The following is a 12,774-nucleotide window of genomic DNA, read 5'->3' as shown; positions in this document are numbered from 1 at the left end:
GCTAGGAATCTACGAAGCGCGCTCAATGCGGCGCGACGGCCGCAGGTCACACCGAATATCCGATCGGACGGCCCCTAGCCTCAACCACTAGGCGACCCCTTAGCCGGGACCGCCGTAAGGCTTCCGCCCCTGCTGACTTGCGCTTTCCGTGTCCAGGGGCGGGGTTGTCGCCCTAGGGGTACGGGTCGCGGGCAGCGGTGCGGCGGCAGCCCTGTGCCGGGGTGCCGCCGCGCCTGTTCCCGCCGCTGCCGTACCGGCCGCGGTTCACCACTCGACGGGCAGTTCCTCCACGCCGTAGAACCCGACTCCGTCGCGGAACCGCAGGTCCTCGACGGGGACGGCCAGCCGCAGCGTCGGCAGCCGGCGCAGCAGGGTCTCCAGGGCGATCTGGAGTTCGGCGCGGGCCAGGGACTGGCCGACGCACTGGTGGATGCCGAATCCGAAGCTCAGATGGCTGCGGGCGTCGCGCCGCACGTCCAGGTCCTCGCCGCCCGGGAAGACGCTCTCGTCACGGTTGGCGGTCGACACCATGCACAACACGCCCTCCCCGGCCCGGATCAGCTGTCCGCCGACCTCCACGTCCTCCAGGGCGACGCGTCCCACGCCGTTCTGCACGATCGTGATGTAGCGCAGCAACTCCTCGACGGCACCCTTGATCAGGGACGGATCCTCACGCAGCAGGGCGAGTTGCTCCGGGTGGCGCAGCAGGGCGAGCGTGGACATGGCGAGCATGCTGGACGTCGTCTCGTGGCCGGCGAGCAGCAACAGCAGCCCGGTTCCCGCCACTTCCTCCTCGGGCAGCGCACCGCTGGCCAGGAGATCGCTGATGAGCCGGTCGTCCGGCTGCTGCTTCTTCTCGGCCGTGAGCCGGTTCATGTACTCCATGAGGTCCAGCCGCGCCTTCATCATGGCCTCGGGGCCGGCCCGGAAGTCCAGCATGGTGTGGCTGCGGTCCATGAAGAAGTCATGGTCGCCGGCGGGTACTCCGAGCAGGAGGCAGATGACCGCGGACGGCACGGGCAGCGCGAACCGGGAGACCAGGTCGGCCGGAGAGCCGGCGGTGATCATCTCGTCCAGGGCGTCGTCGACCGTCTGCTGGATCTGCGGGCGCAGGGCCTCGACCTTCTTCGCCTTGAACTCCGCGGTCAGGATCCGCCGGCGCCGGATGTGTTCCTGGTCGTCGATGACCTCCGTGGTGGAGCGGGACTCGGAGACCATCTTCCTGAGTTCCTCGGTCATGAGGGGGAAGTTGTCCAGCATGGCGTCCGAGCTGAAACGCCGGTCCCCCAGCACCGCGCGAGCCTCTTCGTGGTGGGTGATCAGCCAGCACTCGCCGCCGGTCGCGGTGGCGACCCGGACGGCCGGTCCCTGGACGGCGGCCTGCTGATAGGCCTGTGGCAGGTCGAAGGGGCAGCCCGCCGCACGGGGGGCGGGCACAGTCAGGGCATGCTCGGTGGTCACGGTCGGGTCTCCTCGTGTCGGTTGTCGTGACGGTTGTGGGGGCGGTCGTCGTGACGGGTGTGGGGGGCGTGCTGTCTCAGCCGACCGCGGCCGAGGACGCCCTGCCCATGACCTGGGCCTGGGCGGTGAGGTTGGTCCCGGCGAGCAGGTCGCCGAGATCAGCCCGGTTGCGTACGCCGAGCTTCCGGTAGACCCGGGTGAGGTGCTGCTCGACGGTGCTCTTGGTGATGAACAGCTTGCGGCCGATCTCCCGGTTGGAGTGGCCGAGCGCGGCCAGCGCGGTGACCCGCCGCTCCGCGGCCGTCAGGCTGGCCGAGCCGTGGTGGTCGCCGGCCAGGGGCACCGGTTCGTCGGCGCTGTCGGACGCCTCCTCCTTGAAGAGCCTGCGGAACAGCGCGTCCCCGCCGCAGGCGTCGGCGACGGTCCGGGCATGACGGGCGGTCATCCGTGCCTTCGCGGGGGCGCCCATCTGGTGCAGGGCGTCGGACTGCCCGGCCAGGGAGCGCAGGAGTTCCACCCGGTCGCCGCAGCTCTCCAGCAGGCTGACGGACTCGCGCAACAGGGCGGGGCGGCGGGCGAGTTCGCTCGTGGCGGCGAGGATGCGCAGCGACACACCCCGGCATCTCGCGGTGCTGCCGCCGGGCCGCGCCAGCTGCTCCCGCACCAGCGTGCGTGCCTGGCCGGCATGGCCGAGGGCCAGGTGCGCCTGCGCGGCGGAGGTGCGCCAGGGAAGGAAGGTGGGCACGTCCATGCCCCACTCCTTGGCGAGCCCGCCGCAGGTCAGGAAGTCCTCCAGGGCGGCGGCGGGACGGTCCACGGCGAGGTGGTAGTGGCCGCGCGCATGCATGTAGAGCAGCCCGTGGCGGGTGCGGAACATGCCCTCGGGCACCTCCTGGTTCAGCCACGCCCCGGCCTCTCCGGTCCTGCCCGACTCCGTGGCGGCCCGCACCAGGGCGGCCAGGGGGGAGCCGATGGCAACGCCCCAGCCGGGCAGGGAGATCGCCTCCAGGGCACGGCCCGCGTACTGCTCGGCGGTCTCCAACGCGCCTTGCCTGAGGGCCACTTCGGCGCGGATGGCGGAGAGGATCGCCACCTGCGTCCCCGTCGGCCGGTCGTCGGCCTGGCGCAGCAGGGTGTCGCACCAGAACAGCGCCCGTTCGGGGCGTTCGGCGTAGACGAGAACCAGCAGTGCCGCCTCCAGGGCCTCCACGGCCGTCTCGCCGAACCGGCAGCCGCGCAGGATCTCCTCGGCCATGGCGACGGCACGGTCGCCCGGTCCCTCGGTCAGCACCCTGCCGAGCATCTCCACGGCGTACGAGGCCGGGCTGAGGCGGCTGGGCTGCGGGGTGGTGGCCTGAGCGGTGGCCGTGGCGGGGTCCGCGGCACCGACGTCCAGTGCGGGGCAGGTGTGCCGCAGCCACTGCCGCACGACGTGGAGTTCGGCCTGCGCCCACGGTTCGCCGCCGGAGTTCCCGGCCAGCGCGGACATGCTCTGAGCCGCTTCCTGGAAGCGGTCCTGCCAGGCGAGGTGTTTGACGATCCAGGCGGCGTCCGCGCCCTGGACGAGGCCCCGCCCGAGGGCGGTGCGCAGTTCGTCGAGCCACGGGGTGACCAGGCGGGGGTCGATCTCCCAGCCGATCCGTACCCGCGCCATGACGACGGCGGCGCGTTCGGCCTCGGTCGTCGCGTGATGACCGGCCAGCCGGAGGCAGTCGAGGCTGAACTCCTCCTGTCCGTCGCGTACGGCCTGTTCCGCCGCGGTGATCAGGGTGCGGCCCGCCCAGGGCTCGTCCACCGGGGCGGCGAGCAGATGGTGCGCGACGTCGACCGCCGACGCGCCGTCGTCGTGGAGCAGCCGGGCGGCGCGCCGGTGCAGTTCCGCCCGGACCTCCACGTCCACGTGCTCCAGCAGGGCCTTGCCGACGAGGGCGCTGCGGAAGGCCGTGCCGTGCAGCAGGCCCGCCGTGTCCAGTGCCGTCATGACCCGGGCGACCGCGTCGGCTCCCCGGTCGACCAGACAGGCCACCAGGGCGGGGGTGGCGTTCCGGCCGAGTACGGCGAAACCGCAGGCGACGTCGAAGAGCACGGGCTCGTCCCGGTAGGCCCAGGCGAGGGCGGCGTGGGCGAAGGCCGCACGGCCGGCGGGCTGCACAGCCGGGCCCCGGCCCTGCCGCTCCCCTCGCCGCGCGGCCTGGTGGTCGGCCAGGAGTCCCCGCAGCAGGAGGGGGTTGCCGCCGCTGATGGCGTGGAACTCCGCCGCCAGCCGCGGGGCGTCGGCCTCGTCCACGTACGGCGCGATCATCCGGGTGACGCCGTCCGGGGACAGCGGCAGCAGGCCGAGGCGCCGGCAGCTCGGATGCCGCAGCAGCTCCGCCTGGAAGGCCGGCGGCAGCGCGTCCGGCCCGGTCGGTTCGGTGAGCACGACCAGGACCGGGGCGGTGCGCAGCCGGCGTACCAGGTACAGCAGGAACCGCAGGGACGCGGCGTCGGCGAGCTGGACGTCGTCGACCGCGAGGACCACCGGACCGCGCCGGATCTCCTGGCACAGCTCCTCGAAGAGCCGGCCGGCGTCGGGCGAGGGGGCGCCGTCGCGGCCGCCGATCGCCCGGGCGAACCGGAGTCCGGCGGCGAGCGGCCCGTCGGAGGGGAAGAGCTGTGTGACGACGCCGAACTCGACACCGGTCTCCGCGGACGACCCCGTGGCGGCGCACACCCGCGCGCCGCGGTCGGCGGCCTTCCTCAGAAATGCGTCGAGCAGTGTCGTACGGCCGACTCCCGGCCCAGAATTGACCAGGATCACGCCGCCTTCGCCGCGCTCGGTGTTTGCCAGCGCATGTGCGAGCACCGACATTTCCTCGGCGCGTTCGACGATTTCCGAAAAGCCGCTGGAATCTCCCAGTCCCACTCGTTCTCCCCGTGTCCGACCGAAGCTGGTTCCGCTCGTCGCCGTTCAGGCAACTTCAGACTATCCAGCGCCGGACCGGGGGCCCACCCCTATATTCACACCCCCCCTATTCACAGCTTTCTCCGCCGAGCTCGCCGGGTCATGCGGAGTTCTCGAAGTCGTAAGTTCGGGGAGTGGCCAGCAATTCCTCCCGGCCGCTTATCTGCAACTTTCGGTATACACGAGTAAGGTGTTGTTCAACCGTGCTCATGGTGATGTAAAGCCGCACCGAAATCTCACGGTTGGTGTATCCGCTGGCGGCCAGGCTCGCGACCTTGCGCTCCGACTCGCTGAGGTGCCCCCAGTCGCTGTGCTGTTCGGGCGCCGTCCCGAAGATGCGCTTGCCCGTCGCCGCGCCGCCGGACGGGCCGATCCGGTCGGGGGACGGTCGCATCCCGCAGCTCTTGGCCACCTGCCGCGCCCTGCGCAGCACCATCGCCGCCTGCCGGGCCTGGCGGGCCTGCCGGTGGGCGTCCGCCAGGTCGAACAGGGCGCGGGCCAGTTCCAGCCGGTCGTCCGCCCGGTCCAGCTCCACGACGGCCCGGTTCAGCAGGCCCAGCCGGGCGTCGGGTTCCGAGGCGAGCCCCTGCAGGCGCAGCGAGATGCCCCGGACGCGGGGGGCGTCGTCCTGGACCATGGCCAGTTGCTCGGTGGCCAGTCTCAGTCCCTGCTCCCGCTCCCCGAGGAGCAGCAGCGCCTGTGCGCAGTCCGTGCGCCACGGCAGCAGGGCGGGCCGGTCCGCGCCCCACCGTCCGGCGATCCGGCCCACCTCGTGGAAGTCCCGCAGTGCCGCGTGGTGCTGCTGGGTGGCCAGGTAGTAGAGCCCGCGGGCGCGCAGGTAGTCGAGCCAGTGGATGGTGCCCGACAGGGAGTCCGCCATGGGCCGGCTCAACTGCCGGGCGGCCTCCTTGCCCTCGCCCCGCGCCACCAGGACCGTCACCAGGTGCGAGACCGCGCTGGCCTCCAGGGCGGCAGGGTGCCGCCCCGACAGCAGCGCCAGGCAGCGACGCGCGTCGCGCTCCACCTCGGCGAGGTTGCCTCCGTGCAGGGCTCCTTCGGCCCGTACGGCCGTGAAGGCCGCCTCCCACCCCGGCGCGCCGCGCAGCGCCGACTCCCGCACGAAGTGGTCGCACCAGTACCGCACCCGCTCGACAGCGCCGAGCGACAGCAGCGTCCAGACGGCGTCGAGCAGCAGGTCGAAGGTGCCGTCGGTGAGCCGGGTGATCTCCAGCAGGCCGTCGGTGTCCGCCACGCGCTGGGCGAGCCGGCCGGGGTGGGGCGGGGCGAGCCGGGTGAGGACGGGGGTTCCCGCACGGCGGACCGGCAGGCAGGCCATGGCGGCTTCCTCGGCGCCGGCCGGCCGCTCCGTCACGTCGTACGGCCGGGCGGCCACCGCGGCCTCGCACGGCTCGGGGATCCGCCGACCGGCCACCGCCCGGGGGGTCTCGGTCTCGGCGGGCGGCCACCCCGGGCCGAGCAGGGCCTGTGCCTGGTCCAGCCGGCCGTGGGCGAGGAGCGCGGCGGCGAGCCCGCGCGTGTCCGCCGGGTCGAGCCGGTCGGCCCTCAGACCCCGCAGGGCCTCGTCGACGTGGGTTTCGGCCTCGCCGACGCTGATCCGCCGGGTGACCATGCCGAGCTTCATCTTGATCTCGGCCCGCACCAGCGGGTCGGCGGCCGCGCCGTGCGCCAGTTCGAGGTAGGAGACGGCACATCGCACCTCGTCGGCCGACAGTGCCTGGTCGGCGGCCTCCCGCAGCACCCCCACGGCCCAGGTGCCGTCGGCCCGGCCGGCCTCCCGCAGGTGCTCGGCGGCCAGCGCCGCCGGTGCGCCGGAGGCGTGCAGCAGCTGCGCGGAGAGCGCGTGCAGGTCCCGACGGGAGGACGGCTCCAGGGAGTCCAGCACCGCCGCCTTGACCGCCGGGTGCTGGAAGGTGCTGCCGGTGACGATGCCGGAGCCGCGCAGGGCCCCCAGGTTCTCGGCGAGTTCGACGAGCGAGACGTCCAGGAGCCGGGAGAGCAGTTCGTCGGTGCACGCCTCGCCGAGCACCGCCAGGCCGGCGGCGACCTCGCGGGTGCGCTCACCGCCGCGGTCCAGGCAGGCGAGGACCGCCTTGCCGTACGCCTGTCCCGGCCGGGGGCCGGCGGGCGAGGCGCCGGCGTCGCCCTCGGGCTCGCCCTGCGTGTCCTCCAGCAGCGCCCCGAGCAGCAGCGGGTTGCCGCCGCTGACCGCCAGATAGCGTTCCCCGGCGGCGTCCGGCCGGCCCAGATGGCCCAGGATGTCGGTGACGTCCTCAAGGCGGAGCCTGGGCAGCTGGATGCGTTCGAGGTTCGGGTGCCTGAGCAGCTCGGCGCCGACGGTCCGGTCGGCCGGGCCGCTGACGGGCGAACGCGTGAGCACCAGCAGCAGGGGGACGTTGCGGCAGTGCCGGGCCAGATGGACCAGTTGCCGCACCGAGTCGGGGTCCGCGTGGTGGAGGTCGTCGACGGCCACCACGACGGGAGCGCGCCCGGCCAGGGTCCGCACCTCGCCGCAGAAGGTCCGCGTCAGGTCGTACCAGGCGGCGTCGTGCCGCGCCCGCTCGCGGCCCTCGGCCGAGATCTTCCGGATCGTGGCGTCGCTCATGGTCTGGAACCGGCGCACCACGTCGTCCGGGAAGGGCGCGCCGTTGACGAGGCTGCGCAGGACGCTCAGCGGAGTGCCGCGCTCCTCGGCGATCGCGGTGGCGTGCAGCAGGCTCGGGCCGTGGGATTCGAGGCGGCCCACGAACTCCTCCAGGAGTTCGCTCTTGCCGCACCCCGCGGCGGCCTCGACGACCACGACATGGGATCTACCGGTGGCCCGGACCGAAGAATAGGCCGCGTGCAGTCGCGCTGTTTCCAGACGTCGCCCAGTCAGAACCATGAATCGCTGTACACCCCGTATCGATCCAAGCCAAGCCGGGGCCACGGCGCACAACGACAGACGAAACGGGGGAAGACAAACCCCCCGATTCAACCACTCGTCATGCCTCTGGTCAAGACTTTCGGACCCCGAATACTGTACGAGTAGAACACTTGCACGCAACGCATGTCAACGACGAAAAGCTTTGGCCAAGGGAGAGTAAGAATCGGCCAAGGCCAGGACTCATCCCGCCCGAAGGAGTCACATACCCGCAGGTCCCGCATGGGACGGAGGGAGTGACTCACAGGCATCCGCAGGGAGAATCACCGTCATTCGACCCGCCGCACAACGCTCGGCAAAAAACTCGAAATTACACGCTGAATCGCTTGCGGACAAAAAGAGAAATGCTGCCGCAGTTTCACGGCAGCACCCCATCGAGCCGCCCGTCCCCCGCAGCGGTGCGCCTTATGTCGTGACGGTCGAACAGACGCGGGAAATCGCCTCGATCACACGCGGTCCCTCGTCGTTGAGGTAGAAGTGCCCGCCCGGATGAGGCTGGATCTCGAAGCGGCCTTCGGTGTGCTCGGCCCAGGCCTCCGCCTCCTCGCGGCTGACCCGCGGATCCTCCGTGCCGTAGTGCACGTGGATCGGCGCGGCGAGCCGCGCCCCGTCGGTGTGCCGGTAGGTCTCTGCGGCCGTGTAGTCCCCGCGGATGGCCGGCAGCGCCATGCGCAGGATCTCCTCGTTGCCGAGAACCTCGGAGCTGGTCCCGCTCAGGGTCTTCAGCTCCTGGATGATCTCGTCGTCACTGCGCTGGTGCACTCGCTCGTCGCGGTACCGCGAGGGCGCCCGCCGGCCGGAGGCGAACAGCGCGAGGGGCACGATGTCCTTGCGCTCCAGCCGCAACGCCACCTCGAAGGCGAGCGTGGCCCCCATGCTGTGCCCGAACAGCACCAGCGGCCGGTCGGCCCAGGGCAGCAGTTCGGCCGTCACGGCGTCGGCCAGGTCGGCGATGTTGTCGATGCACTTCTCCTGGCGGCGGTCCTGCCGGCCCGGGTACTGGATGGCCAGTACGTCGACTCCGGGGCTCAGAGCCTTCGACACCGGGAGGTAGTAGGGGGCGGATCCACCGGCGTGAGGGAAACAGACGAGCCGGGTCGCCGCGGCCGGAGCCGGGTGGAACTGACGTACCCACAGATTCTCGCCGACGTGGGGGGCACTCACGATAGAACCTTTCATTCGTGGCTCGCGGGCTGACACAGAAGGCCGTTGACTCGCACAACCATGCTTGGCCGCCCCGTAAGGCCCCCACAACCCCTAACCGGAACCGCACCCCCCTACTCCGCTCGGGGCCGGGGTGACCGAGACAGTCAAGGCCAGCACCGCGGGCGCCGACCCGGTACGGGAGGTGACGGACGTCTCACCGCAGGATGTGGCCCACAGCACACTCCGACCGAAGCCCGGCACGCCCCGCCCCACGCCCTGTCAGGGGGACCCGTACCGGCCACCCCGATGCCCGGGGGACGCGGGGCCCGGCACGCGGGCACGTGGTTTAGGGGTTCCCGCCGGCCGGGCGGGTGGCTCAGGCTGTGAGCCGTGCGGTCGCCATCAACGGCGGCCCCGTCCGTCACAGGGGGGTGGAGCAGTGAGCCGAGCCCACCTCGTCGATGCCGGCGACGCTCCCGCCTCCTCCCCCCGTGACGGCCGGCTGCTGGCCGTCAGCGACCTGCACGTACGCCACGAGCAGAACCGCGACGTCGTACGGAACCTGCGCCCCGGGTCCCCCGACGACTGGCTGCTCGTCGCCGGTGACGTGGGCGAGTCCGTGACAGACGTCACCTGGGCGCTGTCCCTGCTGCGTGACCGGTTCGCCCGCGTGGTGTGGGTCCCCGGCAACCACGAACTGTGGACCGCGCCCGGTGACCCGGACGAGCTGTGCGGTGAGCGGAAGTACCGGCATCTGGTCGACGTCTGCCGCGAGTTGGGCGTCGATACCCCCGAGGACCCCTACCCCGTGTGGCACGGCGCGGGCGGCCCCGCCGTCGTCGTCCCGCTCTTCCTGCTCTACGACTACAGCTTCCTGCCCCCGGGCGCCTTCTCCAAGGCCCACGCACTGCGCCTGGCCGACGAGGCGGGCGTCATCTGCACCGACGAGTTCCTGCTGTCCCCCGACCCGTACCCCAGCCGCGAGGCCTGGTGCAGGGCCCGGATCGCCGGGACGCGCCCCCGGCTCGACGCGCTGCCCGACGGCCTGCCGACCGTGCTCGTCAACCACTTCCCCCTGGTCCGCGATCCGCTCCACATCCTGCGCCACCCCGAGTTCGCCCCGTGGTGCGGCACCACCGCCACCGCCGACTGGCACCTGAGGTACCGGGCGGCCGCCGTGGTCTACGGCCACCTGCACATCCCGCGCACCCTGCGCTGCGACGGCGTACCGCACCACGAGGTGTCCCTGGGCTACCCCAGGGAGTGGCAGCGCTTCCCCCGCCCCGCCCAGTGGCCGGTCCCCGTCCTGCCCGCCGCGCCGACCGCCGTCCGCCCCGCCCCGGCCACGACGACCTCCTGAGGCCCCGCTCGCGCCTGCACCCCGCCGGACCCCCATCTGGAGCCATGACCGAGCACACACCACCGCCCCACCACCGGGCACCCCGGCTCGCCAGACACCCAGCGAAACGTGGCGCCCTGGAGCCTCCGCACACGCCTCCCACAGCTCTCGCCCTCACCACCAGGCCCCCGAACGTCCCGCACGCCGGCACCGCCGGTCTGCACGCCCCCGGCACCACCACAGGCGCCCCGGCCCACCCCTTCACCACCCCCAGACCCACCACCACCGACACCCTCGCGCCACGCCCAGTCACCGGCGCCGCATCCCACCCCACCGCCGACGCCGCGCGTCACCCCGTCACCGCCCCCGGCACTCCGCCCGCCGGCGCCGCCGCTGCCCGCCCAGGCGCCCGCAGGCCGGGCGGGCCGTGAGGGGGTGCGAGGGGGCTGCGCAGGTCAACGCCCGGCTGCGGGGGCTGGTCGATGGCGGTGCCCGGAAGCTGGCGGTCTCCTTCGATCCGCCCACGCGGACCGGCCTCGACTCCGCCGCACCGGCCGCCTGGGGACTGGTCGGTCACCGGGGTGTGCCCGTCGACTCCATCGACGACATGCGCGTACTGCTCGGCGGGCTGCCGCTGGACCGGATCGCGGTGTCCCTGGCCGCCGACACCTGCGCCGCGCCCCTCCTCGTCCTGTACCGGCTCGTCGCCGAGGAACACGGGGCGCCGGCCGGCCGACTGGCGGGCAGCGTCGGCAACGACGCCCTGACGGACCTGCTGCTGTCCGGCCCCGGCCCGTTCCCGCCGCGCGCGTCCCTGCGGCTCGTCCGGGACGTGTGCGCCTACGGCCTGGCCGAACTGCCCCGCTGGCGGTGCCTGACCGTCCGTGGCCACCGGCTCACCGACGCCGGAGCGGACCCCGCCCAGGAGATCGCCTTCACCGTGGCCGCCGGCACCGAGTACCTGCTGACCGCGGCCGCGGCCGGCCTGGACCCCGCCGCCGTCGCGGCCCGCACGGCCCTGTGCGTCTCCGCCGCCCGCACCGGGCGCGACACCCGGGCCAAGCTGCGCGCCGTACGCCGGCTGTGGGCCCGTACGGTCCACGCCCGCCTCGGCCCGGGCCCCGCCCCACGCCTGCACACGGCCGTCCCCGCCCGCCACCAGGCCGCGACACCGTCGGCGGACGGCCTCGAAGCAGCCGCGGCCGCCCTGCTGGACCGCGTCGCACGGCTCGGCGGGCTGCCGACGGTCCTGGAGGGGAGCCGGGGCCCCGAGCTGTTCGGCGTCCACGGCACCGGCGGGCCCGTGCACCACCGCCCCCGACTGGCCCGCCCCTGGGCGGCGTCGCACGCCGTCCGGGCCCTTCAGACCGAGCGTCTGGCCAAGCTCCGCGCCTGGCGCGTCCAGCCGACCGTGGACAAGGCCCTCCTGCGGCTGTGCGAGGCGGCGCAGGGCGACGACAACGTTCTCCACCCGCTACGAGACGCCCTGGCCTCCCGGGCCACCCTCGGCGAGGTCTGCACGGCGCTGCGCGACACCTGGGCCGCGAGCCCCCCGGTCACCCCCCACTGACCGCCCAGCCCCTACGCCCGCTCCTTCTCGTGCGCCCTGAAGCGCGCTCCCGCGGCGGCGTTCTCCGTCAGCTCCGACAGCGCGGTGCTGCCGTGCAGCGTCCTGCCGCCCGCCTCGCGGACCGCGCCGTTCGGCGGGGCCGTCGCACGGGGGGCGTGGGCGGACGCCGTGAGGGCCGGCTCGACGGCACCGGCGGGCGAGCCCCGGCGCCGGTAGCGCGGCGGCACGAAGTGCTCCGCCCAGCGCGGGGCACGCGGCGTGAACCGCGGCAGCAGGAGCAGCACGAGGCCGATCGCGCTCAGGAAGACGATGCCCAGCACGATCCACATGGACGCCGAGTTGACGGAGTAGGCGAGCGCGCCGAACGCGATCAGCGCCGACCAGAAGTACATGATCAGCACGGCCCTGCTGTGCGAGTGGCCGATCTCCAGCAGCCGGTGGTGCAGGTGCCCCCGGTCGGCGGCGAACGGCGACTGGCCGCGCCAGGTGCGCCGCACGATGGCCAGGATCAGGTCGGCGGCCGGCACCGCGATGATGGTCAGCGGCAGCAGCAGCGGGATGTAGACGGGGACCGTCTGGTGCACGGCCTCCTTCTCGGACCCGACGTACAGGTTGAGCGCGTCCGGGTCGACCTGCCCCGTCACCGAGATCGCGCCCGCGGCGAGAACCAGGCCGATGAGCATCGAGCCGGAGTCGCCCATGAAGATCCGCGCCGGGTGCATGTTGTGCGGCAGGAAACCCAGGCACATGCCCATCAGGATCGCCGAGAAGAGCGTCGCCGGGGCCGCGGCCTCGACGCCGTAGGAGTACCAGATGCGGTAGGCGTACAGGAAGAACGCCGTCGCCGCGATGCACACCATCCCGGCGGCGAGACCGTCGAGGCCGTCCACGAAGTTCACCGCGTTGATGGTGATGACGACGAGCGCCACCGTCAGCAGGGTGCCCTGCCACTGGGTGAGCGCCACCGAGCCGACACCCGGGATCGGCAGCCATAGGATCGTCAGACCCTGGACGACCATCACACCCGCGGCGATCATCTGGCCGCCCAGCTTGATCAGGGCGTCGATCTCGAACTTGTCGTCCAGGACGCCGATCAGCCAGATCAGGGCCGCGCCCGAGAGCAGGGCCCGTGGCTCGTTGGAGTTCTCGAAGACCTGGTTGAGGTTGGTCAGGTGGTCCGCGACCAGCAGGCCGGCGCACAGCCCGAAGAACATCGCGATACCGCCGAGCCGCGGAGTCGGTTCCCGGTGCACGTCCCGGGCCCGGATCTCCGGCATCGCCCCCGCCACGATCGCGAACTTCCGTACCGGCCCTGTCAGCAGATACGTCACCGCGGCCGTGATGCAGAGCGTCAGCAGGTATTCACGCACGGG

At 72.8% G+C, this 12,774-nt stretch carries 8 protein-coding genes; 3 read left to right on the top strand and 5 right to left on the bottom strand.

All coding sequences use genetic code 11. The annotated features are described in order from the left end of the window. Positions 1-264: 264 nt before the first annotated feature. The 4 genes from NW895_RS12005 to NW895_RS11990 form a co-directional block, all read right to left on the bottom strand. On the bottom strand, positions 265-1,461 hold the full coding sequence (locus NW895_RS12005; protein ID WP_289935411.1) for a cytochrome P450: 1,197 nt from the start codon (positions 1,459-1,461) through the stop codon (positions 265-267). 76 nt (positions 1,462-1,537) lie between these two features. After that, the gene (locus tag NW895_RS12000) at positions 1,538-4,366 is read right to left on the bottom strand and encodes a LuxR family transcriptional regulator (RefSeq protein WP_289935410.1); all 2,829 of its coding nucleotides are present in this window, start codon (positions 4,364-4,366) and stop codon (positions 1,538-1,540) included. A 139-nt stretch (positions 4,367-4,505) separates the two neighbouring features. Then, positions 4,506-7,307, bottom strand: a complete 2,802-nt coding sequence (locus NW895_RS11995; RefSeq protein WP_289935409.1) for a LuxR family transcriptional regulator — start codon at positions 7,305-7,307, stop codon at positions 4,506-4,508. 444 nt (positions 7,308-7,751) lie between these two features. Next, positions 7,752-8,510, bottom strand: a complete 759-nt coding sequence (locus NW895_RS11990) for an alpha/beta fold hydrolase (RefSeq protein ID WP_289935408.1) — start codon at positions 8,508-8,510, stop codon at positions 7,752-7,754. 421 nt (positions 8,511-8,931) lie between these two features. Between NW895_RS11990 and NW895_RS11985 the strand changes: the two genes are divergently transcribed. From NW895_RS11985 to NW895_RS11975, 3 genes are read left to right on the top strand one after another with little or no spacing between them, the layout of a single operon-like run. Beyond that, positions 8,932-9,852 carry a metallophosphoesterase gene (locus NW895_RS11985; RefSeq protein ID WP_289935407.1) on the top strand — a complete coding sequence of 307 codons (921 nt, stop codon included), beginning with the start codon at positions 8,932-8,934 and terminating at the stop codon, positions 9,850-9,852. 44 nt (positions 9,853-9,896) lie between these two features. Then, positions 9,897-10,262 (top strand): hypothetical protein, encoded by a 366-nt coding sequence (locus tag NW895_RS11980; protein ID WP_289935406.1) that lies wholly within the window; start codon positions 9,897-9,899, stop codon positions 10,260-10,262. Continuing rightward, a complete protein-coding gene (locus NW895_RS11975) occupies positions 10,259-11,401 on the top strand; it encodes a methylmalonyl-CoA mutase family protein (RefSeq protein WP_289935405.1) in 1,143 nt (380 codons plus the stop codon). Before NW895_RS11980 ends, NW895_RS11975 begins: the two co-directional genes overlap by 4 nt. Before the next feature lie 11 nt (positions 11,402-11,412). Here the strand turns inward: NW895_RS11975 and NW895_RS11970 are convergent, their stop codons facing one another. Beyond that, positions 11,413-12,771: an MraY family glycosyltransferase gene (locus tag NW895_RS11970; protein WP_289935404.1), complete on the bottom strand. Its 1,359-nt coding sequence runs from the start codon at positions 12,769-12,771 to the stop codon at positions 11,413-11,415. Between the last annotated feature and the right edge of the window lie 3 nt (positions 12,772-12,774).

Source organism: Streptomyces sp. S.PNR 29, from assembly GCF_030386795.1.
GTDB lineage: Bacteria > Actinomycetota > Actinomycetes > Streptomycetales > Streptomycetaceae > Streptomyces.
Note: the sequence above shows the minus strand (reverse complement) of the source record. Positions and strands in the feature narration are given on the sequence as shown.